Below are 23,874 nucleotides of genomic sequence, written 5' to 3' on the forward strand. Positions count from 1 at the left end.
GTTAATTACCTGGTTTTATTTAATTTATTTTTCATATCAAGATATTCTTGCCATTTGACTTCGACTCTTTTCTGCACATCATCAAGCGCCTGCTGCGGCGTTTTTTTACCGAGCCAGACAGACTGAAACGCGTTGTCGATTTCGTGCGCGTATTCCTGCCAAATCGGAATCCTCGGCGTCGCATAAGCGTTGGGCGACTGGCTTAATCTTACAAATAATTTTATGTTTTTATTTGGATGATTGGAATAATCCATTTCGTTTGCGATTTTTAACGGAACAAATTTATTTTGCTTAAAGGCCAGATACTGAAGATTTTCAGGTTTCTGCATAAACGCAATAAATTTCGCGGCTTCTTTTTTATGTTTGGCGCCTCTTGGGATTACCAGAACATTGCATTCAGCCAGCGTAACATCTTTGAGTCTTCCGCCTGCCGATGGAAATGCTTCGGCCGTCCAGTTCAATCCCGGCGACATCTGGTCTATGAATTTGCTCATCCAAGGCCCCTGCAGAACCATCGCGAGCTTGCCCGTCATAAATCGGTCGTCCGACCACGAGAACGCTCCGAATCCGCTCGTGAAATTTTGCAGCGCTCTTGCTCCATAAGTTTGCGCATAAGATTGAATCCACTTGAACGCTTCGACATTTTCCGGACGATTGGCGGTTATATTTTTGCCGTCATACCAGTCGCCGCCGAACCACCACACCCACGCGAAATTCCACCAGCCCGGCTGCGTCGGCACAAAACCGAGCGATTCGAAATTGTTACCATTTTTAATTGTCAGTTTCGTTGCGTACTCGTCTAATTGTTCCAGCGTTTGAGGCACGTCCTCGAAGCCGGCATTTTTCAACAGGTCAGCATTCGTATGCAGAGCAAGTGTTGTTGCTGCGATTGGCAGACCGTACAATTTGTTTTCATAACTGCACAGTTTCCAGTAGATGTCGATGTAATCCTGCTGACTTGCGCCGATTTCCGGCAGAAGCTCATCGATGACTTCGATTGCGTTTTTATCTCCGAGTTTGGGAATCGCCGAATCCTGAAGATTTGCCAAATCAGGCGGGTCGTTGCCTGCGATGGCGATCAGCAGTTTGCGTTCCAGTTCGCTGACGCTAAGCAGATTGACAAAAATTTCATCCTGTGAATTATTGAATTTATCGACCAGATGTTTAGCCGCTTGCAGTTCCTGGCCGCTCCACATCTCCCAATAATCAACGACAACTCTGCCTTTGTGTTCGGCGGGTGTTTTGGAGCAACCGCCAAAGGCTGCAATCGAGACTATAATAAGGATAGTAAGCAAATGTTGCATTAAATGCCTTAAAACATTCAATTTTACGCCAAAATTCGCGTTTTTTACAAATATATCCAAACAACCGGTTGCTAAAGTTAAATCAAGCTGTTGTATGTGTCAAGTTTTATATTAATTTCGTCCTGAAAACCAAAAAAAATTATAGGTCTAAGATTAATGGTTCTCATGGAATAATGCAAATTAAAAATGTAACTATTTTTAAAATAACGAGTTATAGAAGTAAATATAAAAGCCTTTTATGTTTGTAATTAATCGCTTAATTTTTTGTTAAAAAGTCTTGACTAAATTTGGGTAGAAAGGTAATATATATTTTAGCAACCGGTTGTTTGTGCTTGAATGCGGCATTAGAAAATGTTAAAGCCTTTTTGCGGAACGCCAAAAGGCTTGTGAAGGTTAAATAATTAATTGGATAATTGGAGGAAGTGAAAAAATGAAAAAGAGAATTATAGTAATGTTGCTTGCTGTGTGTTCGATGGTTGGTTTGGCGAATGCAAATCTGCTCACCAATGGAAACTTCAACTCCCCAGATTCCGATGCTGCTCCGGCTGACTGGAGTATTTGGACTTGGGGCGGCGGTTGGGCAAATCATCAGAATGATTCCTCAAGTTATGACGGCACATGGTATATGGCTGTCGGCGGTTCAAGCAATGCCGGTGCAGGACTTTATCAGGTTGTCAAGGGTACTGCCGGCGTTGAATACACGCTGACGGTTGACAGTGGCGCACAGGCTTGGTGGAAACCTTATGGCGAAATGAAAATGTTTTTCCTTGATGCTTCATCTGCCGAAATATCAAGTGTGATTGCCGTTACTGCCGACCCAGCAGGATACGATGTTCTTGTGCCCTGGCACAATGTTACACTTTCAGCAGTTGCTCCTGTTGGCACAGTGTCTGTAAAAGTCGAATTTGCTAATGCAAACGGACAGGGTACTGTCTGGTTTGACAACGCCGTTTTGATTCCGGAACCAATTTCGATGGTTCTTCTTGCTCTTGGCGGTTTACTGCTCCGTAAAAAATAGAACTTTATAGTGTATGCTCTGCCGCTGTGAACAGCCGGCGGCAGGGCGTAAAATAATTTTTCTTTTAACATTAAGGTTTCTTATGTTGAAAAAGAAGGCATTCAGTTCGGCGTTTACACTCGTTGAGCTTTTGGTGGTTATTTCAATCATCGCTCTATTGCTTGCGGTTCTTATGCCCGCTCTGAACAAAGCCAGAGAGCAGGGTAGGCGGGTCGTTTGTCTCAATCATATCAAATCATTACTGCTTTCAGTGGATGTTTATGCCGGCTCGAATAATGGCTGGTACGTTCCGCTTGTCAGCACCGCAGCCGCAAAAGGGCCTGCCTCGCTGGATCAGATTAATCCGTACATCTGGCTGACGAATCTTGCATTCAGGAAAATCACCGGCGTAAAAGATTCTGAAACAATGAATATGAATTATAACGTTGCTATTGAATTACCCGATAAATTTTATTGTCCCAGCGACGAAATGGCCAAACTGCATAAGAAATCTGATAAAAATGTATTGGTAAGTTACGGCTACAATGCCGAGGACTGGTGGGGCTTGAACGCGACTCCCGCGAATTCTTTTCCGACTTCGATTCCTAAAGGCACAACGTATGGCCATAAGCAATCGCAAATTAAAAGCGCATCGAATAAACTGATGTTTGCCGATTCGGTTGACTGGTGGATAATATGGATGGGGGCGAATTATAAAACCGCTTGGGACAAACTCGGCCAGCAGCAGCGAGAGGCTTACGCGACTACCAACTACAATGGTCTCGGAAATGTGAGCGTTGTCGGCCCTGTGCTTTTCAGACATAGTGAAGGTTCACCTATTGGTTTTTATGATGGCCATTGCAATTATATGAAGAAGGATAAGGTGTTCATAAACACCAATCCAACACAGCCTATGCGTTATTGGAAAGATGCGACCGGAATGTGGTCTAATTAGAATTCATTCTTGAACATAAACTAATCAGGTGTCTAACATATAAATTTTCAAATAAGGAGGGTGTCTTATGAAAAAAATATTGTTATCTGTATTTATTGCTGTAATTGGTCTTTGTGCTTTGCCGGCCAAATCTGAATTGCTCGTCAATCCCGGTTTTGAACTTGGTGCGCCTGAGACTGGTGCTTGGCAGGAAGGCTGGATGCCGTCGAACTGGTTCAAGTGGGGCGTTGGCGGCTGGGCAAGCTGGAAGAGTGCTTCAAGAGAATCAATTGCGTATACACCTCACACCGGCGACAAATTTTACGCCGTCGGAGCTTGGACTTCTGGCGAATATCAAAATGTTGGCCAGATTGTACGAGTGAATCCGGATGAGGTGTTTGTATTTAGTACTTGGGCGATGACCGAAAACTGGGGTACGCCGACAGGATATTTTCTCATAAAATGGTTTGATTCTGCGGATGATCAGGTTGGAAGTGATGAGTTTGGGACATTGATAAGCGGAAGTCAGGTTGCGACATGGACGCAGTACACTTATACGACTACAGCCGCGCCGGCAGGTGCAATGTGGGGTACTTTTCAAATTGAGGGCGACGCGCAGGGAACAATTCTGGCCGATGACGTATCAGTAAAACTGCGTTATGCAGCCAATGACCCGGTGCCTGATATTAACGCATCTGTTCCGCCGGCGACCGCACAACTGCAATGGACAAGACCTGCTCCGCGTTCATCCGGAACAGTTACCGTTGACGTATGGTTTGGAACAAGCATCGCGGCGATGACGAAAGTCGTCAGCAATCAGGCCGTGAATTCGTGGACGATTTCACCGGCGTTATCAACATTATCGGCATCGACATTTTATTGGCGTGTCGATTGCATTGATGAAAGCATTACAACTACCGGCCGTCAGTGGCAGTTCTTTACAAACACCGCTCCGGTTGTTGACGCAGGAACAAAACAGAATATCTGGCTCGAATCAGGCTCGGCAACAGCTTCTATGGCTGCCGTCGTAACAGATGACGGCCTGCCGAATCCGCCTGCCACGGTAACTTATCTCTGGACAGTCAACAGCGGCCCGGCCTCGGTTACGTTTACTCCAAACGCGACAACATTAAATCCAACGGCGACATTTACAACTGCCGGAGATTATGTTTTGAAACTAACCGCAAGCGATTCAGTTGTTAGCAATGAAGATACTGTGAAAGTCAGAGTATTCGCCGCAGGCCAAACAGGCTTGATAGCGCATTATATGTTAAATGAAACTTCCGGCTCAACAGCAACCGATAGTATTGGCGGCCACAATGGTACGCTTGTTAATTCTCCAACATGGCTGCCCACAGGCGGAAAAGTCGGCGGTGCTCTGCAGTTGACCAGCAGTTTAGCTCAAGATGTTAATTGTGGTGGAGCAGTCGAAGACCACAACTCTCCATCATGGGCGGATTTAAGAGACGAGATTACAGTTTCGGCGTGGATTAAATTACCGACAGCAGGTTGGCCGGGCGGTAATACTCCGTGGACTGCCATTGTTACAAAGGGCGATTCATCTTGGCGATTGACGCGCAACGATAACTCGAACACAGTTTATTTCTATTGCAATGGCCTGCAGGATTACGGCCGTGAAGTGATTGGTGTTACAGATGTCGCGGACAATCAGTGGCACTTTATCGCCGGTACTTACGATGGTGCAAGAATCGCTCTGTACGTTGATGGACTGCTGCAAAATTCTTATGCGTCTTCGGGACAGATAGCCTTTAATAATGCTGATGTTTACATCGGCAACAACGCCGAGGGTACCGACAACAGGTTTTTCTCCGGCGTTATCGATCAGGTTAGAATACACAACATTGGTTTGCCGCAGGATAAAATTATCGAGCAGTATGTTGCTGATGGCGGAACGACGATTTGTGCCGAGTACCTCACGGGCGATTTGAATAACGATTGTTATATCGATTTTGAAGATTTCGCAATGATCGCGGAAAATTGGCTCAAATGTACTGACATTACCAATGGTCGATGCGAATAGATTGAAGATAGTTATGGTTTGAAAGAATAAGTTATATCGTCAGGAGCGTCTTTAAACCGGCGCTCCTGATTTTTTACAAGAATGGCTGAATGAAAAAATATGTTGAGATTCTGACTTGTTTGCATTATTCTGGAGCGGTTTTATGGTTGTAATAAAATCGGAATCTCGAACTATGGGCCGTAAAAAGGTTAATTTACTTGATGTTGCCAGAGTTGCCGGAACGAGCAAATCTACTGTCAGCAGGGTATTGAATAACAAGCTTGGCAACGGGTTTACTGTAACGGACAGTGTCCGTCAGCGTATTCTTGATGTTTCAAAGCAGTTGGGCTATCGTCCGAGCCTCATCGCGCAAAGTTTGTCCAATCAGCAGCGAATAATGATTCACATCCTCGGCGGCAGTCACGGTCTTCACGACTTGGGCGACATTTACCAGACCGCGGTAAATGAAATAGTATCGATAATGAATGAAAAGCTGGAGGACGGCTCTGTTACAGTTGATATGTCCTCGTACCGTGCGAACAAAAGCGAGCTTCCGCCATGGCACCTTAACGCTGCGGTAATTCTCGCCCGATGCAATTCGGCGACTATTGAAGAACTTGAAGAATCCGGCATTCCTTATCTTGTCATAAACGGTCCTGCCGGCAAGAACGGTTCGACGGTTGTGCCTGACGACGTCAACGGTATGCGGCTGGCCGTCAAGCACTTTGTCAATCTCGGCCATAAGCGCATCGCGTACGCCGGCCCCCAGATAGCTTTCCTTAGAGGCCACAGCAGTGTGTACGACAGACACAGTACATATTTAGCGGAGATGGAAAAATATAATCTGTCCGCGATGGCAGGCCACGATAAGATATTTTCGACTGTAAAAACATACGACAATCTTTACAAATCAGCCGTTCAGTACATTCAGGCCACGGTCATTCAAAACAAGGCGACAGCCGTTATAGTTTACGGCCACATGGAAGCGATGTATCTGATTCAGGCAGCTCAAAGTCTTGGCGTTTCTGTCCCGCAGCAGTTGAGTATTATTTGTTTTTGCGACCAGCACGCGGCGAACATTATGAGTCCGAATATGACGTTTATAGATTTGATGTCGAAGGAAATGGGCATTGCCGCTGCCGAATTGCTGCTGAAGTATTTGAACAATCCTGAAAAGGCGAAACCTGAAGTGGTTAAAGTGCCGGAGCAGTTGATTGTAAGAGCCACAACTTCCGTCGCCCCAAAAGAATAAGCACACTTTGTTATTTCGGACACTCCTGTAAATTGCGGCATTATAACTTCTCGCCAAGTGTCCGTCATCCGTTCAGCACATAAAAACACTCTTTTTGCCGTATAATTAATGCACAAAGCTGTGTGCATGGCTTTTTTTTTGTTTAAACGTAGCCGTTTTGTGCAATATTCTTGTAAAATTTATCTTAAAAACGTATGATAATCATGTATTGATTTAAAACATGTGGATGCAAAATGATTAATAATATGCCAATAACGCTCAAGGAGATTGCTTTCAGAGCAGGAGTGGACATTTCAGTTGTGTCGAGAATTTTGAACGACAAGGCAGACCAGTACCGAATTAGCAAAATCTGTCAGGAGAAAGTAAAAAAAGTTGCGATGGATTTAGGATATATCCCCAACGCTTACGCCGTCGGTATCAAAACCGGTGAATTTCACTGCGTCGCGCTGCTCCAAAGCGGAATGACAGGCAAAAGCTTCCTGCCCGAAAAATTAGTCAACGAAATACACCGCAATCTCGAAAAAGAAGATAAACACTTATTACTCGCCAACATTCCCGAAAACAGCGGTCAGGATATTCCGCGAATTTTCCGCTCACTTATGGCTGACGGCCTGATTGTAAATTTTTATGGGGATTTGCCGCCGCAAATCAGAAAAGCAATCGCAAAAACTTCTATGCCGACCGTCTGGATGAATTACAGAATGCAGTACAATTCTGTTTATCCCGACAGCTTCACCGCGGCCAAAAAAGCCACCGAGTATTTAATCAAGCTCGGCCATAAACGCATCGCATACTGCAATGTCTATTTCAAAGATTTGCGCAAAGACGCCCATTACAGCGTTTCCGAACGCCGGCAGGGTTATACTGAAGCGATGAAAAACGCCTCGCTGCCACTGATGGATGTTACGCCGGACTATCCGGTCGATGATTCTATGGATAAGCAGGTCGAATTGTTCCGTTCCCTTTTGAAACGTAAAGACAGACCAACAGCAATTCTTTTGTACTGGTCGTTTTCAATACCGGCCGTTCAGAAGGCCGCGTACACTTTAAATTTGCACATTCCAAATGATTTGTCGGTAGTTACATTCGCGTGCGAATCGCATCAGCGAATTGGCTTGACGGCAACAGCAATGCTCGAGCCGGAAACGGATATGGCTCAACAGGCAGTTGCTATGTTAGCGCAGAAAATGCAGACCCGCGACGCAAACACACCGTCGGTGAAGTTGGATTATTATTTCCTCGATATGGGCACCTGTTCAAAAGCACCGGAAATGTAAGGGAATCAAATATTATTATTGGTCAGTTTGTGTTATTTGAATTGCCCAACTTTTATATCACCACTTGGCATATGTGCAATCAATTCGAGTTGTCCGCCGAGTGCTTTTATCAGTCTCTGCAATGTGCTTATCTGCATATCATCCTGTGATTCTAATTTAGACAAGCTCGGCTGTTTCATACCAAGTTTATGAGCGATATCTTGTTGAGTAAAACCGGCTTTCCTGCGTATTTCAGTTAAAAGCATTTCGGCCATCAGTTCTTTAGCCTTTGCTTTTGCCCTTTTAATCCTTGTAGGCTTCATCTTTTTTAAAAGTGTTTCAAATTTATGTGCCATTATATCAAACCTTCTTTCTTAAGTCTCAAATTTTGAGATAATTGAAAGTTGGACGTTCGATGTTGAATGTTGGAAGTTCAATAATTTCTGATTATAGCCTATAATATATATTTGTCAAGAGCTATATTCCGGTTCACTAAAATTTTAAGGCAATCTCGTTTCAAGTTTCAAATCTGAGCTTTCAAATCCGTATGCCTATCCCGCACCTTGTTTTTATTAAATTTTTTTAGGTGCGGTGGTCGAATTTCAAATTCCTTTCACTTGCCATGAAAGGGCGTAATATTAGCTTTTCGTTACACCAAGCCTTGTCAACTCGCTATCAATCTTTTTATCAATATTCTTAAGACATGCAATGCATAACATCGTTTTCGCTCGACTAAAAGCAACATACCCTAATCGGCACATATCCGTTTTTTCCGAGTATCTCGTTTCCTTCTCGGTTATTAACCATCTTGTCAATTGTCCTTTGTCTTCTGCGACGACTAAAACGGCATCTGCCTCAAGCCCCTTAGCCTTATGTATGGATGAATGCATATGATATTCACTAATATTATCATCCACGAACTCTTTGCCATTTAGTTTTCGTAATTTGTCTTCAACATTATTGATTGAGTATTCTTTATTAGCTTCTAATTCAAGGTTATTTTCAATAAAAGTACAAATATCTTCCGCTGTTTTAATCTTACCTTTCCTAATAGCAATCACCAATAGTAACCCTTTTTTTCGTAGTGCTATTCGATCAAGCTTATATTTTTCACAGATTTGTTTGCTATTTTTGCCAACTATGGCTGAAATAATTTTAATTGCTTCATCTATTAGTCCTAGCCCCTTCGTTGCATCATTCGATACTGGTATTAATTCCCATTTTTCTGCCACATCTTCAAACGTCTTGTTCACATAGCTAAGATAAAATTTCTCTACAGGTTTGCCATTTTTCTTTAAAATACTGGTTATGCTGCGATATGATTTAATAATACTATCCAAATCAGTTTCAGGTATGAAATATACCCCGCCACATACATCACTTCCGCGTTCCGATCTTTGATCGACATCGCAATGAAACTGTTTTATAAACCTAACAATTTCATCGCATGACCGGTGATTTTTAGTATTTGTTTCAACTTTTGCAATTTTCTTAAACTTGTTGATTGCGATATTCTCATAACTCTTTATTGTATCTGTGAACCTGAAAATGTACTGTTCAGGATCTCCGACGGCATATATAACCGTTTTATCTTCTTTACTAATATATTCAATAATCTTAGACTGAGAGCTATTCGCATCCTGAAATTCATCAATAAACAGATACTGCAAACGATTGCATACTACAGTTCTTACGAGTTCATTTTCTTCAAGTATTTTTCCGCTCATAGTGAGAATCTGTTCATAACCATATCGCCCGTTTTCCAAGTTCCTTTTCTTCCGCAAGTTAATTGCTATTTTCCAACTACCAGCGTCCATTTCCTTAGGTTTGGTCCCATAGTCAATATCCATAAAGACTAGTTCTTTGGGCAACATCCCTGCAAGATGCCCAAAAGGTTTGAAAATGAATCGATAACAAAAACTATGGTTAGTACCAATAAACACATTCGGTGGAATGCATATCCTCTTTGCAAGCCTCTCTTTAATATTAGATGTTGCTGCGTTTGTATACGTTATTGCAGCAAGGATACGATGAGGTTGCAAATGTGGTATCGCATCCATTATTCGATCAACCATATCATACGTCTTACCAGCCCCAGGCCCTGCAATTACCAGAACAGGTTTATTTTTAGTCTTTCCCATTCTTGTCCATTAAAAAAGTAAACCCGTCTGTAATATACTTAGGAATTGTAAGTTTATCTTCTTTTTCAAGCCTCCTTTTTAAGTTCAATGCGAATTCAGATTTATAATCTTCTATCTCACCGAAGAAATCCTCAACATCAATTTCCTTATCTTTGCACTTTTCCTCAAAGGTCACTCCATTTTTCGGTTTTGTATCCTTCAATGCCCGAAGCAATGTTTTTTTTCCTTCCCCATTTTTATTCGCCTCAATCAAATCTTTTTCAAAAGTACTCGTATTAGAAACTTCGACTTTAATTAGTATTTTATCTTCGAAATTACTTTTCAAATCTGCAGCTCTATTCTCGACTTTTTTCTTTCCCTCATCACTATCTGTAAGTACTAAGCACTTGATAAAATATCCATTTTTTATTATTTTTAGAAAATGACAGAAAGCTACCCCTTGTACGTTAATAACTTCGTATCCACCTTGTTCCAAAGTTTTTTGGGAATGCACCTTAAAAAATACCGGTAGAAGAATTTTTTCACTGATACCCTCCACAAGGATGACCCTTCGTGCGAAAAACAGCCTCGATTGTGTAGCATCGATAAACTTGCTCAAATATCGAATACTTTTTTTATCCTCCTTTACGTCAAGCCCCTCCAGCACATAATGTCCTCTTATTCTTCCGTCAATTCTATCGTTATAAAGAATAACTGTGTTTTTTAGACATAATTTTGCGGCGATATGTGTTGAGTGCGATGTGAGCAGTAATTGCATACAACCCGAATCTTTCTTTTGAATGCTCCCAATATTTTCCGCCAAGTGATCCTGCAATTGTGGATGCAAATGTGCCTCTGGCTCTTCAATCCCAATACAGCGAAAGTATGGTTCACTTCCTTGTTTATCTCTGTTTGAAAGATGCGAAAGAATTAGCGCAATATATAAAAGATTATTTCGTCCAAGACCGTTGCGTGAAACATCGATTGGATTTGCTCCATAAATTAAACTTATCTTTTTTAGAATTTCGCTTGTTTCTGGTGAGGAGAATTGAAAATCAATACTGTTGCCATTGCCATCGGCATCAAGAGATACTTGGGAAAGTAATGTTCCAATACGTGTTTTAATATCTTTAAGGGTCGCATTTTCTTTGACAATACCACTTAAAGTGTTTAATCCCTCTTTGATATTTTCGTATCCTGCATTCTCGCCTTGTGCAAGTACTCGATACAACAAACGTGCCCCACCACCGGCAACTAATTCTTGTTCAGCATTCCGCAAAGCATCCAGATATTCAATCTTCAACATTCGAAGCAAATATTGCTGGCATTCATTGGTACTGTCATTGCCTCCAAATATTGAATATCTATATTCCTCTATTGGAAAATCGATCTTTAAATAATCGTTTTTGTTTTCTCCTAATTTCTCTCTTTGTTTTTCAATCCAAACGACTTTATCGAACGAGTCTTTTGGTGCGAAAAAATATGTTATCTTGGCCTTTTCTAACTCATGATCTATAAACCAATCTGCTACTATGGCTTTTTGATCATCATCCATCTTACTCAAAGTTATATCAATCCTTACTTCGGGAAATACAATACTTTCTAATGTTATAGCTCTATTGGCAACTTCTTTCTTAAAAACCATGACGGAAGAATAATTAATATCATCTATTTCAAGCATTCTTTGCCTGAATACCGAGAGGTCTTGACTAAGAATCAAGCCAATTGCTTTTAGCAAGTTACTTTTGCCAATATTGTTTTCACCCAAAATCAATGTGAAAGGCTTCAACTTCATCACAAAGGCAGGGGTACCGAAATTACGAAAGTTTTTTATTGAGATTTCTTTGATATACACGAAATTTGTCCTTTAAATCAGATGTTTGATTTTCCTATCCCTCGAATATTATTCACTTTTCAGACGGCCTCCAGTCTGCAATCTTATAACAATTATCTCTTTTGATGATATGAATTCAAGAAAAAATAAAATTTAGAGGGGGGTGATCAATATTGGGCGTTGAAAGTTTAATGTTCAATGTTGGACGTTCAGAAAATATCTCTGTGGTCGCAAAAAATCCGCGTCGAATCCGCGCAAATCCGCGGTTAAAAAAGAACGCATGTTTCACGAACACCGATTTTCAACTTTGACGATTTCTTACGATTTTACTGCATTTCATTACTCATTTAGTTTAATTCACTTCATTTTACTGTGTTTTAGTTTCATTTTGTTACCATCAAAACTTGCGCCTTGCGTAATTTTGCGTTCAAGAACGCGCACTATCGACTATCAACTATCACCTAACAACTATATGTAGTGGTCGTAAAAATTTGCGCAAGCGTTTTCTTGCGCCGATTTTGCACTTTTTCGAAATTTTCGACTTTTGGGACGGTTTTGGAGTACTTTTTAAGTGTTTTCTCTGAAACGTGCGTGTTTTTAAAGCGGTTTTTAGCGAAAAACACGAAAATTGAAAATTACGCTAATAGTTTTGGCGGTATGGAATTATATCAAACTTGCGCCGGAACTTGCGCATTCTGATTTTAAGCAAAAACGCACATAAGTCTTTATTTTCCGTTAAATGGCGGATGTGGTGGAGCATTGGAACTTGCGTACATTTTAATAAACTTGCAAAATTTGAAATTTTCGGTAGAATAGCCGGTTTTAATAATTTGAATGTTAATATCGAATAACTATCGACTAACAACCATCAACTAACGACTGAAATGTTTGATGCACTAACGGAAAAATTTAATAATGTCTTTCGCGCGATAACCAACCGCGGTCGGATTACCGAAGCGAACATTGCCGACGCGATGAACGAAGTCCGCAAGGCTCTGCTCGAGGCTGACGTTAACTATCACGTGGCAAAGCAGTTCTGTAAAGATGTCCGCGCTGCGGCCGTTGGCGCAGAGGTTATAAAAAGCCTTCATCCGGGTCAGGTTTTCGTCAAGATTGTCAACGATGAGTTGACAAAATTGATGGGCCCAGCCGACCCGAAAATTTATTACGTAACCCCCGGCCCGACAGTGATTTTGCTCGCCGGTTTGCAGGGTAGTGGTAAGACCACGACCGCAGGCAAACTTGCGAAATATATAGCATCAAAAGGCAAAAAAACCCTCCTCGTCGCTGACGACTTGCAAAGGCCTGCAGCCGTTGACCAGTTGGTTACGCTTGGTCAGCAGTTGGGTATTGATGTTTATAATGAACCCGGCTCGAAAGACGCGGTCAAGGTTGCGAAAAACGGCCTAAAACACGCTCAATCAAGCGGTTATGACGTTGTGATTCTTGATACCGCCGGTCGTTTGCACATTGATCAGGAGATGATGAACGAGGTTGCCGACGTAGCCAAGATAACCAGTCCGCACCAGATATATTTGGTTTGCGATTCAATGACCGGTCAGGATGCTGTCAATAGTGCCAAGGAATTTAACGAACGTCTGGAATTGGACGGCGTTATCTTAACGAAACTCGATGGCGATGCCCGCGGCGGTGCTGCCTTAAGTATAAAGGCTGTAACGGGTAAGCCGATTAAATTTATTGGCGTTGGTGAGAAATTAGATAAACTTGAGGAGTTCCATCCCGACCGAATGGCGAGCAGAATCCTCGGTATGGGCGATGTTGTAACGCTTGTCGAACGTGCGCAGGAGCAGTTTAACGCCGAAGAAGCTGCGAAAATGCAGCAAAAAATGGCGAAAGGCACGTTTGGCTTCGATGATTTCCTAAAACAGATGCAAACTGTCAAGAAAATGGGCGGAATGGCTGATATGCTGAAAATGCTGCCGGGTATGGGCAGTAAAATGGCGGGTATGGATGTCGATGACGGCGAAATGGTAAAAATTGAGGGAATAATTCACTCAATGACACTTGAGGAAAGAAAAAATCCGGATATAATCAGCCCCTCGCGCAGGAGGCGCATCGCCGCGGGTTGCGGCAGGGATCAGCACGATATATCGTCTTTGATAAAGACTTTTGAACGCAGCAGGGATATGCTTAAAGCCTTATCCGGCGGAGCTTTGGGCGGATTTAAGGCGCTAATGAGCGGCGGCGGAATGGATGCCATCGGCGATATGATGAGCCATGGAAAGAAGATTAAACAGCGTTCGAAACGAAAACAGAAAATCGTCAGAAAAGGCAAAATTACCTGGCGATAATGAAAAATATGTCTTTGCAGGATTATTTAGCAGCAGTTGTTCAGAAAACTGGCGATTCGTTTGGCAAACAGTATCGCGGTTTTTTTGCGGACAACAAAGGCTCTGCGGAGCTTGCGATGCTTGCAAGTCCGACGAAAGAAGAAGCACAGCAGTTGAAAATTGCTGTTGCGATAATGACTGAAGACGAAAAGAAAAACGCCGAAAGTCTTACTGACCAACAGGTTAAAAGAATTGCGGCTGACGCGAAAATCGACCCGGCTGTGCTGGCGATTTTTATAAATGGTTATGCCTTATATTTTAAAAAGGCACAGAAAAATTAGACCGTGTTTCTTCCTGATGTGTTCTGCCAATGGGGCGGACGACTGGGAAGAATATTATATATATTCGAAAGGATAGTTTATGTCAGTAAAATTAAGACTCACAAGGATGGGACGCCGGCACAAGCCGTTTTTCAGGCTTAATGCTATTGATTCCCGTACACCGAGAGACGGCAGAATTGTCGAAAAGCTCGGCCACTATGACCCGATTGAAAAAGACGCAGCAAAGCAGCTCGTTCTGAAAAAAGACAGAATTGAGTATTGGCTTTCAGTCGGCGCAGTTCCCAGCGAAACAGTCGCGGAATTGATCTCACGAATCGGTATTGAAAGCAAACATTACAAACAAATTAAAGCTCGTTTGAGCAAAGCCAGAGAGATTGCCAAGAAGAAAGGCAAAGTCTTCGACAATACTCAAAGAGTACAGGCCAAAAAAGCCGCCGAAAAAGCTGAAGCTGCAAAAGCAGCAGCCGAAGCCGCCGGCGAGCAGAAGGCTTAAAGAAATTTAAAAGTGATGAGAATTGATGTTCTTACGCTTTTTCCGGATATGTTCGCTTCGCCGCTTGGCTTTTCAATAGTCAAACGAGCGCAGGAACGGAAGCTGGTAAATATAGTTCTTTCAAATATTAGAGATTTCGCGAAAAACAACTACAAGAAGGTTGACGATACGCCTTACGGCGGCGGGCCTGGAATGGTAATGATGTGCCAGCCGGTTTTTGACTGTCTTGAGAATGTTCAAAAGCAGGACGAAAACCCAGGTCGCATAATTTTACTAACGCCCGGCGGAAAACGATTCGACCAGAAACTCGCGCAGGAACTGGCCAATGAGAAAAGAGTTGTTCTTATTGCCGGCCACTACGAGGGTTTCGACGAACGAATCAGAACTGGTACGAACGCTGAAGAAGTATCAATCGGCGATTATGTCCTGTCCGGCGGTGAACTTGCCGCGATGGTTATAATAGATGCGATGGTAAGACTTATGCCCGGAGCTTTGGGCGATGACGATTCGTCGGTTAGCGAGTCGTTCAGCGAAGGCCTTCTTGAATATCCGCACTATACGAGACCTGAAGTTTTCAAAGGATTGAAAGTGCCGGATGTGCTGTTGAGTGGAAATCATAAAGAAATAGAAAAATGGCGAAAGCAGCAGGCACTTGAGAAAACTAAAAGTCAAAGACCTGATTTGCTAAAATAATTGAAGATAGAAGATTGAAAATTGAAGAATGAAATTAATCCGCCGCGGGCGGTTCCAAAAATCTTCAATCTACCCCAAAGGGGTCTTCGACAATCTTCAATATTCAATTGAAAAAATGTTATTTGTGTTTATTGATTAAATTAAATTACTATAGGAGTATACAAGTGAATACTGAATTGATTAATTCGGTCGAAAAGAAAAGTTTGAAGCCTCAAATTCCATATTTTGAGGTCGGCGATACAGTTGACGTACATTGTAAGATTCAGGAAGGCGACAAGTCCCGCGTGCAGATTTTCAGCGGTACTGTAATATCCAAAAAAGGTCACGGCCTGAACCAGCAGTTTACAGTCCGCAGAATGATTGGCGATGAAGGCGTTGAAAGAACGTTCCCGATTAACTCGCCGAGCGTTGCTGATGTTAAACCTATCAGAAGCGGCAAGACAAGAAGAGCCAAGCTGTACTATCTTAGAGAACGTACAGGCAAGAGCGTTAAACTTTCGCAGAAACGTACCGACCATACGACTGGTAAGTCCGGCGGCAAGTCCGGCAAGTAATGAAACGTGCTTTTTTTCGGCAATAAACTGAAAAAAGTTCTGTCTGATAGTCGTTTGCTCGGCCAATGGGGCCAAAAGCAGTGCGAAAAGTTTTATAAAGCCAAAGGCTGTAAGACGCTCGCGAGGAATTTCGCCTGTAAGTCCGGCGAGATTGACCTGATTATAGGGCAGACTGACGGAACAGTAATTTTTGTCGAAGTGAAGACACGCAGTTCAGAAAAATACGCACAAGCCGAGTCTGCTATAACTTATTCCAAGAAATTGAGAATGGTTAAAGCAGCTCGGCTTTTTGTTAAAGAATATAAACTCGAAAATTACCCTCTACGTTTTGATGTTGTGATTGTAATGCCTGATGCAAATGGTAAAGCGATGATACGGCATTACGAAAATGCGTTTGTGCCATAGCAATTGAAAATAGAAGATTGAATATTGAAGAATAAAATTGTTCCGCCGCAGGCGGCTCCAAAAATCTTCAATCTCAATATTAAATTTGTAAAGATGAATCTAATAGATACACACGCACATTTGACCTTTACCGAGCTTGCCGGCTCCATAGACGATGTCCTTGTCCGCAGCAGGGCGGCAGGCGTTACAAAATGGATTAGCGTCGGCACCGACGCTGAACACAACGAGCAAGCTGTCAAACTCGCACAGAAATATGAAAATTTATATGCCGCACTCGGCATTCATCCTCATTACGCATCTGAATATCAGCCGGGACATTTGCAAAGACTTGTCGAATTAATCGGCAGCGGAAAAGTCGTCGCCATCGGCGAGACGGGTCTTGACTTTCATTACAATTTTTCAAAACAGGATGCGCAGCGTGATTTATTCAAGAGACTTCTCGAAATCGCATCATTGTGCAGGCTGCCTGTTATCATTCACAGCAGAAACGCACTTGATGAAACAATGCAGATAATTGAGAAATGCGCAGATAAGACGACAAAATTTGTTTTCCACTGCTGGAGCGGCACAATCGAAGAAACCCGCGCAATTATTAACAAAGGTTTTTTCATTTCATTCACCGGAATCATCACATTTAAAAACGGCGAGCTTGCCAGAGAATGCGTTAAAACCGTTCCGTTGGATAGAATGATGATTGAGACGGATTGTCCGTATATGTCGCCGGAGCCGATGCGGAAACAAAAAATTAATGAGCCGGCACTGCTGATTCACACCGCGAAAAAAATCGCTGAATTGAAAGGCGTTGATTTGGAAACGCTGGCCGAACAATTGGCGGCCAACACAAAAGAGTTTTTTAACATCTAAATTTATGCCAGTTTATCTGGCGATGATACTAAATTGACCATATCCATCAGGAATTTTGCGCCGTAATCGGGACTGATAATCCGGCTGTCGGCGGCAAGACAAAATTCAATTATTTTTTTCACTTCGATTTTTCCGTCAATTACAACAGGCTGCTCCACAATTTTTCCCATCGAAATTATACTGCACTGGCCGGGCGAAGGTATCGCAAGAAATGAATTAATGCCGAACATGCCCAACGCAGATAATGTAGTGCAGGCGCCGGTTAAATCGTCGAGAGTCAGCTTATTGTTTTTCGCTTTTTCAATCAGCCCATTTGTTGTTTTGGCAATTTCAGCAAGACTTTTCCTGTTCGCGCCCTTTACAATCGGTACAACAAGCCCTTTCGGCGCGGCTACAGCAAGGCCGACATTGACATCCTCGGCGAGTTCGATGTAATCGTCGTGGAAAGTTCCCTTTAACAGTGGATTTTGTTCGGCAGCCAGAGCTATTGCGCGGATTATAAAATCATTGAGAGAAATTCTTACGCCGAGCTGCTTGCTCAACGGTCTGCGTGTTTCGACGATTTTGTCAACAAGCGCCTTTGCGGTTATGTAAAAGCAGGGCTGCGTATGTTTTGACGTGAGCATACGCACGGCGATAAGCTTTTGAATCCTTGTCGGAACTATGCGTTTTCCATCCTCCGGAGTCATCAGGCACCAATTACTCGGCAGAAATTATGGATTTCATTTCGCCGAGAACCGAAGAACCTTCGGTCACAATTTTCAATGTGCCGTCAGGGCGGATGTAAAACGCTGTTGGTATGCCTTTTACTTCGCTGAATGGTGCGGGCAGATTCTCCTGTGTCGCGATGACGGTATATTTCATATTTTTGCTTTGGGCGGTTTTCTTAACCGTTTCGATATTTTCGGTTGAAATCGCCAGAATCGCAAGCTTGTCTTCCGGCATAATGTCTCGCAGTGTATTAAGATGCGGAACCTCCTGCATACACGGCTGACACCACGTTGCCCACATAACGACCATCACGTTTTTGCCGCGATAATCTTTGAGACTGTGCGTTTTGCCTGTTATATCCGTAACTTGGAAATCAGGCATTTCTTTGCCGTAGAACTCCGGCAGTATAGGATTCCAGCTTGTTCTTCTTTCGATAATACTCTTCAATGCGTTTGGATTTGTTGTGTTTGCTTCAGTTGCCTGCTCTGTCTGCGAAACGGCCTTTTCCTGCCCCTGTTCAGGTGCGGGCGTGCTTTTCTTGCAGCCTGTGAAAAGACTAAAGTTCACAAGACAAAAAACCAACGCTAATGAGAAAATCTTTTTTGTATTCATTATGTTCTCCGATTTTATTCAGTTTTTAAAAATATGCCTCGTTCATCGTCAACGCCTTTTATGAAGAGATTAAACCGATTATCACTTTTTAACTTTTCATAAAAGATATCTCTTGCGAATATTCCGCTGCCGGTTAAATACCGGTTATACACTTCGTTGACATCGCGTATCTGGGCGACATCTTTTCCGAAATAGTATATAAACGAAGCGTTGGCATTGCAATAAGCAATTATTTCCGTGTCGGGGATAGTAGTCTTTATTTGTTCAGTAAGCAATTTTATAGCATTGTCGCTCTGACGTTCTTCGCTGGTAATTTTAGGTATCGCAAAAACAAAAACACCTGCGACTATAACGGCCGCGGCGATATGTCCGAACATAAATGTTAGCGTAAATCTCTTGTCGTAACTTTTCCGCGTAAAAATCAAATCATCGAGAATGATTCCAGCCATAACAGCCATTGCGGGCATCAATGGAAGGATATAATGCTGACGTTTTCCGCCGCAGGCAGTCATAACGAGTATGCCGACCACAAACCAAAGCCAGTGATACCATAACGCATCGCGTTTTTCTTCCCATATTTTAAAGAACGGAGCAGTCAACGCCATAGGTATAAAAGCGCAATACGGAATTATATAAATGAACATAATTCCGAAATAATAATAGAATGGTTTTCCGCCGGGCACATATTCGCCTTCGGCTCTTGCAATATATTCTCTGTTCCATATTTCCGCAGCGTTCGGCAGGTGTTTCAACACCTCAATCGGCCAGGGCAGGACAATCAACAGGAATATTAATATGCCCGCCAGCGGCAGTACTTTGGGGACAAGTTTCCATTGCTTGAAAATAAGGAAATACAAAAACAATGCCGGTGCGATTAATGGGAGCGGGGCAGGGCCTTTGGCGAGCATTGCCAGTGCGAAACTGACCCAGAAAACAATCATAAACCAAATTTGCTCTCTGCGTGATTCGGTTTTAATGCCGGCGTAAAAGCTCAACATCGCAATCGTAACGAAAGTACACAATGCCATTTCAGGTCTGCCGGTGTGGCTATATCTTATGTAACCAAGTGTGGTTGACCATATAATCGCTGAAATCGCGGCAATGCGAAAACCCAACTGCTTACGAACAAAATAAAAAATCGCTGCTGCGGAAAGTATCGCTAAAAGTGCGCTTGGCAGACGAACTGTAAAATCATTTATTCCGCCCGCAACTTTCCCGATTCCTGCGAGAATCCAATAGCAAAGCGGCGTTTTGTTCAGTCTGGGTTCGCCGTTGACATAAGGTATGACCCATTCGCCAGTTTTTATCATATTTCTGGCAGCTATGGCTACGTAGGCTTCGTGATTGCCGACGGGCATATTGGCCAGCCAGGCAAAAGATGTAATTACAGGAATTACCAAAAGGGCACAAAGGATAATTCCTTTTATTTTTCTATCGTCCATAGTTTTTATCTGTTCTTTGAGCCTAACTCATCAATTTAATGATTTGCTTAAGGTCGTTAGGACATTCGACGGGCGGATTGCTGTATTTGCCGCCTTTGTCTTTGTGGTAACTGACCGTAACATTCGGGTCTTTAAGGCAATGGCCTGTCAGTACGCATGCGACGGTTTCTTCCGGTTTAATAATTTTTTCAGCGAGCAGCACTTCCAGACCTGCTACAGATGCCGCTGACGCGGGTTCGCAGCCGAGTCCGAATTTTCCGATTAACGCTTTAGCATCCGTTATCGCTTCATCGCTTACCGCGCGAACAACGCCGTTGCAGACTTCGAGTGCTCGCAGGCATTTTTTCAGATTTACCGGCCGTGAAATTTCGATTGCAGATGCGCAGGTGTGCGGCGAGAACTTTTTCGCTGTCAGTTCAGCGTAAAAATCGTTGATAATTTTATTGTCAATGTTCCCGTTGTTCCATTTGAGATTGCGTTTGTTTACAAGTTCTGTCAAAGTATCGGCGCCGGTTGCGTTGATAATCGCAAGTCTTGGAATGCGGTCGATAAGGCCAAGCTGCTTCAATTCGGCGAATGCCTTTCCGAATGCGCTTGAGTTTCCGAGATTTCCGCCCGGCACGACAATCCAATCGGGCGTTTTCCAATTCAAGCCTTCGAGGATTCGATACATTATTGTTTTCTGGCCTTCGAGTCTGAAAGGATTGAGCGAATTGAGCAGATATAATTTTAATTCAGTGCAGACTGCCTGAACCTGTTTCATACAATCGTCGAAATCGCCGAGGATTTGAATTGTCTTTGCGCCGTAGTCCATGGCCTGACTCAATTTTCCAAACGCGATTCTGCCGGAGCCTATGAACACTGTGCATTTCATTTTGCAAAGATGTGCGTAGAGAGCGACGGCGGCGCTTGTGTTGCCGGTTGATGCGCACGCGCAGGCTTTTGCGCCGACCATTTTTGCGTGGCTGAATGCGGCGGTCATACCGTTGTCTTTGAACGAGCCGGAGGGGTTCATGCCTTCGTATTGCAGATGCAGACAGCCGGCCTTCATTCCAACGACCTTCGCGATGTCGTCATTTTTTTGGAGCAATGTCTGGCCTTCGCCCATCGTAACTTTGAATTCGTCCGGGCAGAAATCTAAAAGCTCACGAAAACGCCACACGCCGGAGAAGTCGAGCTTGTTGTTTCTTGTCGCCCATCTTTTTGCGAAATCGGCCAGTTTTGCGGGTACTTCTATTTTACTCCAGTCGTACTGTATGTCAAGCAATTCGCCGCACTTAGGACATTTGAAGAATGCCTCTGTGCACGAGAATTCGGCACCGCATTGCGGGTTGATACACTTCTGAAAAGCCTTTTGTTTTTCTGCCATTTATTAATTGCTCCGTAAAATATTAGGACAGCATAATACCCTTTTTGAGCAAGGTTTGCAATAAAAGATATAAACAGCAGGGGGTGATGCAAAATGGCGATTTTTATCAAAATTTAGCGGGGGTATTTTAAAAATAATACAGTGAAGAGTGGCTGTTAGAAAGATTTTGCGTATTGTAAGTATTTGTTTTGTAGGTGGTTATAAAAAACGAAAAATTTTTTTATAAATATGGTTGACTCTTTGTAGTGGCGGGAGTATATTGTTGAACTCTTGAGGCGGACGACAATGTCTGATATGAAGACGTTTCGGCCGCTTTCTTTTCGGCCTTTATAAAGCTGGAAAGTTGCTCTTTGACAAGTTAACAGTTATACCACGATATGCAGCGAAAGTGTGGCGTTATTAGTCCTACGCAGGACTAATGATTAGCCTTAATTTGGTGTACACGGTCATTGAAAAATGACCAAATATAACAGACACTTTTGATGCGTAACAAATATGTTTGTAAGAGCTTTTTATCAGATTCCTGTATGATTACAGAGTCTATAGATCAACTTGAAGAGTTTGATCCTGGCTCAGAACGAACGCTGGCGGCGTGGCTAAGACATGCAAGTCGCACGCACTATGCTTAACCGTATGGTGAGTGGCGAAAGGGTGAGGAATAGATAGGTAACGTACCCTGTGCACCGGAATAGCGTCGTAAGTAGCAATACTTACTACCGAAAGGGGCGGTAATACCGGATAATGTTATTGATCGCATGATTGATAACCAATGGATTTATCGGCACAGGAGCGGCCTTTCTCCTATCAGCTAGTTGGTGAGGTAATGGCTCACCAAGGCTTTGACGGGTACCGGGATTGAGAGATCGACCCGGCACATCGGAACTGAGACACTGTCCGGACCTCCACGGAGGGCTGCAGTAACGAATATTGGGCAATGGGCGCAAGCCTGACCCAGCGACGCCGCGTGAAGGATGAAGTCCTTCGGGATGTAAACTTCTTTTAGGGTGCTGAAAGTCCGCAAGGATTGATCTAACCCAGAAAAAGTCACGGCTAACTCTGTGCCAGCAGCCGCGGTAATACAGAGGTGGCAAGCGTTGTTCGGAATCACTGGGCTTAAAGCGTGTGTAGGCAGATCAGTAAGTGTCTTGTGAAATCCCTCGTCTCAACCGAGGAACTGCTGGGCAAACTACTAATCTTGAGGTAGGCAGGGGTGCTTGGAACTCTTGGTGGAGCGGTGAAATGCGTAGATATCAAGAGGAACGCCTGTGGCGAAAGCGGAGCACTGGGCCTATTCTGACGCTGAGACACGAAAGCGTGGGGAGTGAACGGGATTAGATACCCCGGTAATCCACGCTGTAAACGATGCATACTTGGTGTTGGGAACTCTGACGTTCTCAAGACCGAAACAAAAGCGTTAAGTATGCCGCCTGGGGAGTACGGTCGCAAGGCTAAAACTCAAAGGAATTGACGGGGGCTCACACAAGCGGTGGAGCATGTGGTTCAATTCGAAGCAACGCGCAGAACCTTACCTGGGTTTGACATGCTTGGATGGCTTTCTGGAAACAGAGTAGTCTGCCCGCAAGGGTGAAACAAGCACAGGTGCTGCATGGCTGTCGTCAGCTCGTGTCGTGAGATGTCGGGTTAAGTCCCATAACGAGCGAAACCCCTGCTGTTAGTTACTCACTCCGCAAGGAGAGGACTCTAGCAGGACTGCCGGTGTTAAACCGGAGGAAGGCGGGGATGACGTCAAGTCCTCATGGCCTTTATGCCTGGGGCTTCACACGTGCTACAATGGCCGTTACAAAGCGACGCAAGACCGCAAGGTGGAGCAAATCGCAAAAAAACGGCCCCAGTTCAGATTGCAGGCTGGCAACTCGCCTGCATGAAGGTGGAATCGCTAGTAATCGCGTATCAGCGATGACGCGGTGAATGTGTTCCTGAGCCTTGTACACACCGCCCGTCAAGTGATGGGAGTCGGGAGTACCCGAAGTCGGATTGTTAACCCGCAAGGGAGACGTCTGCCGACGGTAAGCTCGATGACTGGCACAAAGTCGTAACAAGGTAGCCGTAGGGGAACCTGCGGCTGGATCACCTCCTTTCTAAGGGATAATTTAGACTCCGTCTAGCGGGTCCCGATTTATCGGGACTCTTAAATGACGGTGACTGTCAGGCACTTGTCTGCCTTAAAGACGCACCAACTGTAAAACTACTAAAAGCCCTGTCTTCGGACAGGGCTTTTTTTAGGTTCTCCGCGGATTTTGATGATACGGGATCATAATGGAATCGGTTTTTTTGCCAACTGTCTGAGGTTTAGAAAGAGGTAACGCAGGTTCTTGCATCCGCAGGATCGGTTGATGACCATACCTATTTTTCGATTGAACC

The 23,874-nt window shown here is 43.6% G+C and carries 20 protein-coding genes and 1 rRNA gene; 13 read left to right on the top strand and 8 right to left on the bottom strand.

What is annotated here, in order from left to right; genetic code table 11:
- Nucleotides 1-5 precede the first annotated feature (5 nt).
- Nucleotides 6-1,304, bottom strand: coding sequence for an ABC transporter substrate-binding protein (locus LLF92_02410; GenBank protein MCE5339970.1), 1,299 nt, complete (start codon nt 1,302-1,304; stop codon nt 6-8).
- 430 nt (nt 1,305-1,734) lie between these two features.
- Here LLF92_02410 and LLF92_02415 point away from each other — a divergent pair, with 430 nt between their 5' ends.
- The 5 genes from LLF92_02415 to LLF92_02435 all read left to right on the top strand — a co-directional run bounded on the left by LLF92_02415 (nt 1,735) and on the right by LLF92_02435 (nt 7,784).
- Entirely contained in the window at nt 1,735-2,322 is a 588-nt protein-coding gene (locus tag LLF92_02415; protein ID MCE5339971.1) for a hypothetical protein, read from the top strand.
- Nucleotides 2,323-2,404: 82 nt separating this feature from the next.
- Nucleotides 2,405-3,256, top strand: a complete 852-nt coding sequence (locus LLF92_02420) for a type II secretion system GspH family protein (GenBank protein ID MCE5339972.1) — start codon at nt 2,405-2,407, stop codon at nt 3,254-3,256.
- Between the two features lie 67 nt (nt 3,257-3,323).
- Nucleotides 3,324-5,276, top strand: a complete 1,953-nt coding sequence (locus LLF92_02425; GenBank protein MCE5339973.1) for a PKD domain-containing protein — start codon at nt 3,324-3,326, stop codon at nt 5,274-5,276.
- A 142-nt stretch (nt 5,277-5,418) separates the two neighbouring features.
- Nucleotides 5,419-6,507: a LacI family transcriptional regulator gene (locus LLF92_02430; GenBank protein MCE5339974.1), complete on the top strand. Its 1,089-nt coding sequence runs from the start codon at nt 5,419-5,421 to the stop codon at nt 6,505-6,507.
- A 233-nt stretch (nt 6,508-6,740) separates the two neighbouring features.
- The gene (locus LLF92_02435; GenBank protein ID MCE5339975.1) at nt 6,741-7,784 is read left to right on the top strand and encodes a LacI family transcriptional regulator; all 1,044 of its coding nucleotides are present in this window, start codon (nt 6,741-6,743) and stop codon (nt 7,782-7,784) included.
- Between the two features lie 32 nt (nt 7,785-7,816).
- On the opposite strand, the gene LLF92_02440 is transcribed toward LLF92_02435, so the two are convergent.
- The 3 genes from LLF92_02440 to LLF92_02450 form a co-directional block, all read right to left on the bottom strand.
- On the bottom strand, nt 7,817-8,119 hold the full coding sequence (locus tag LLF92_02440) for a helix-turn-helix transcriptional regulator (protein ID MCE5339976.1): 303 nt from the start codon (nt 8,117-8,119) through the stop codon (nt 7,817-7,819).
- Nucleotides 8,120-8,401: 282 nt separating this feature from the next.
- Nucleotides 8,402-9,904, bottom strand: a complete 1,503-nt coding sequence (locus LLF92_02445) for an ATP-dependent helicase (protein ID MCE5339977.1) — start codon at nt 9,902-9,904, stop codon at nt 8,402-8,404.
- Nucleotides 9,891-11,738, bottom strand: a complete 1,848-nt coding sequence (locus LLF92_02450; GenBank protein ID MCE5339978.1) for an AAA family ATPase — start codon at nt 11,736-11,738, stop codon at nt 9,891-9,893. The genes LLF92_02445 and LLF92_02450 overlap by 14 nt, the downstream gene beginning before the upstream one ends.
- Nucleotides 11,739-12,601: 863 nt before the next feature.
- Here LLF92_02450 and ffh point away from each other — a divergent pair.
- The 7 genes from ffh (at nt 12,602) to LLF92_02485 (ending at nt 17,358) form a co-directional block, all read left to right on the top strand.
- Complete coding sequence (ffh, locus tag LLF92_02455) at nt 12,602-14,029, top strand: signal recognition particle protein (protein ID MCE5339979.1); 1,428 nt, start codon at nt 12,602-12,604, stop codon at nt 14,027-14,029.
- The gene (locus LLF92_02460) at nt 14,029-14,349 is read left to right on the top strand and encodes a hypothetical protein (protein ID MCE5339980.1); all 321 of its coding nucleotides are present in this window, start codon (nt 14,029-14,031) and stop codon (nt 14,347-14,349) included. Before ffh ends, LLF92_02460 begins: the two co-directional genes overlap by 1 nt.
- Nucleotides 14,350-14,428: 79 nt before the next feature.
- Complete coding sequence (gene rpsP / locus LLF92_02465) at nt 14,429-14,842, top strand: 30S ribosomal protein S16 (protein MCE5339981.1); 414 nt, start codon at nt 14,429-14,431, stop codon at nt 14,840-14,842.
- A gap of 15 nt (nt 14,843-14,857) precedes the next feature.
- Complete coding sequence (gene trmD, locus LLF92_02470; GenBank protein MCE5339982.1) at nt 14,858-15,535, top strand: tRNA (guanosine(37)-N1)-methyltransferase TrmD; 678 nt, start codon at nt 14,858-14,860, stop codon at nt 15,533-15,535.
- Nucleotides 15,536-15,699: 164 nt separating this feature from the next.
- Nucleotides 15,700-16,089 carry a 50S ribosomal protein L19 gene (gene rplS, locus LLF92_02475; GenBank protein ID MCE5339983.1) on the top strand — a complete coding sequence of 130 codons (390 nt, stop codon included), beginning with the start codon at nt 15,700-15,702 and terminating at the stop codon, nt 16,087-16,089.
- Nucleotides 16,090-16,095: 6 nt separating this feature from the next.
- A complete protein-coding gene (locus tag LLF92_02480) occupies nt 16,096-16,494 on the top strand; it encodes a YraN family protein (protein MCE5339984.1) in 399 nt (132 codons plus the stop codon).
- A gap of 24 nt (nt 16,495-16,518) precedes the next feature.
- Entirely contained in the window at nt 16,519-17,358 is an 840-nt protein-coding gene (locus LLF92_02485) for a TatD family hydrolase (GenBank protein ID MCE5339985.1), read from the top strand.
- Between the two features lie 2 nt (nt 17,359-17,360).
- Here the strand turns inward: LLF92_02485 and LLF92_02490 are convergent, their stop codons facing one another.
- Genes LLF92_02490 through thrC form a run of 4 tightly spaced genes read right to left on the bottom strand, consistent with a single transcriptional unit; the run spans nt 17,361 to nt 21,492 of the window.
- Entirely contained in the window at nt 17,361-18,047 is a 687-nt protein-coding gene (locus LLF92_02490) for a 2-oxo acid dehydrogenase subunit E2 (GenBank protein MCE5339986.1), read from the bottom strand.
- Between the two features lie 10 nt (nt 18,048-18,057).
- Nucleotides 18,058-18,681 carry a TlpA family protein disulfide reductase gene (locus tag LLF92_02495; GenBank protein ID MCE5339987.1) on the bottom strand — a complete coding sequence of 208 codons (624 nt, stop codon included), beginning with the start codon at nt 18,679-18,681 and terminating at the stop codon, nt 18,058-18,060.
- A gap of 14 nt (nt 18,682-18,695) precedes the next feature.
- The gene (locus tag LLF92_02500; protein ID MCE5339988.1) at nt 18,696-20,123 is read right to left on the bottom strand and encodes a glycosyltransferase family 39 protein; all 1,428 of its coding nucleotides are present in this window, start codon (nt 20,121-20,123) and stop codon (nt 18,696-18,698) included.
- A 22-nt stretch (nt 20,124-20,145) separates the two neighbouring features.
- Entirely contained in the window at nt 20,146-21,492 is a 1,347-nt protein-coding gene (gene thrC / locus LLF92_02505) for a threonine synthase (GenBank protein MCE5339989.1), read from the bottom strand.
- 549 nt (nt 21,493-22,041) lie between these two features.
- Here thrC and LLF92_02510 point away from each other — a divergent pair.
- Nucleotides 22,042-23,591 (top strand): 16S ribosomal RNA (locus LLF92_02510).
- Nucleotides 23,592-23,874 lie beyond the last annotated feature (283 nt).

It is taken from the genome of Planctomycetaceae bacterium, from assembly GCA_021371795.1.
In the GTDB taxonomy this organism is placed as follows: Bacteria; Planctomycetota; Phycisphaerae; order Sedimentisphaerales; family UBA12454; genus UBA12454.

Excerpts from the sequence above, each read along its gene's own strand:
- LLF92_02460 (MCE5339980.1), top strand. The coding sequence starts at position 14,029 with ATGAAAAATATGTCTTTGCAGGATTATTTAGCAGCAGTTGTTCAGAAA.
- LLF92_02425 (MCE5339973.1), top strand. The coding sequence starts at position 3,324 with ATGAAAAAAATATTGTTATCTGTATTTATTGCTGTAATTGGTCTTTGT.
- LLF92_02500 (MCE5339988.1), bottom strand. The coding sequence starts at position 20,123 with ATGGACGATAGAAAAATAAAAGGAATTATCCTTTGTGCCCTTTTGGTA.
- ffh (MCE5339979.1), top strand. The coding sequence starts at position 12,602 with ATGTTTGATGCACTAACGGAAAAATTTAATAATGTCTTTCGCGCGATA.
- LLF92_02410 (MCE5339970.1), bottom strand. The coding sequence starts at position 1,304 with ATGCAACATTTGCTTACTATCCTTATTATAGTCTCGATTGCAGCCTTT.
- LLF92_02490 (MCE5339986.1), bottom strand. The coding sequence starts at position 18,047 with ATGACTCCGGAGGATGGAAAACGCATAGTTCCGACAAGGATTCAAAAG.
- LLF92_02435 (MCE5339975.1), top strand. The coding sequence starts at position 6,741 with ATGATTAATAATATGCCAATAACGCTCAAGGAGATTGCTTTCAGAGCA.
- rpsP (MCE5339981.1), top strand. The coding sequence starts at position 14,429 with ATGTCAGTAAAATTAAGACTCACAAGGATGGGACGCCGGCACAAGCCG.
- LLF92_02430 (MCE5339974.1), top strand. The coding sequence starts at position 5,419 with ATGGTTGTAATAAAATCGGAATCTCGAACTATGGGCCGTAAAAAGGTT.
- LLF92_02420 (MCE5339972.1), top strand. The coding sequence starts at position 2,405 with ATGTTGAAAAAGAAGGCATTCAGTTCGGCGTTTACACTCGTTGAGCTT.
- trmD (MCE5339982.1), top strand. The coding sequence starts at position 14,858 with ATGAGAATTGATGTTCTTACGCTTTTTCCGGATATGTTCGCTTCGCCG.
- thrC (MCE5339989.1), bottom strand. The coding sequence starts at position 21,492 with ATGGCAGAAAAACAAAAGGCTTTTCAGAAGTGTATCAACCCGCAATGC.
- LLF92_02495 (MCE5339987.1), bottom strand. The coding sequence starts at position 18,681 with ATGAATACAAAAAAGATTTTCTCATTAGCGTTGGTTTTTTGTCTTGTG.
- LLF92_02440 (MCE5339976.1), bottom strand. The coding sequence starts at position 8,119 with ATGGCACATAAATTTGAAACACTTTTAAAAAAGATGAAGCCTACAAGG.
- LLF92_02415 (MCE5339971.1), top strand. The coding sequence starts at position 1,735 with ATGAAAAAGAGAATTATAGTAATGTTGCTTGCTGTGTGTTCGATGGTT.
- LLF92_02445 (MCE5339977.1), bottom strand. The coding sequence starts at position 9,904 with ATGGGAAAGACTAAAAATAAACCTGTTCTGGTAATTGCAGGGCCTGGG.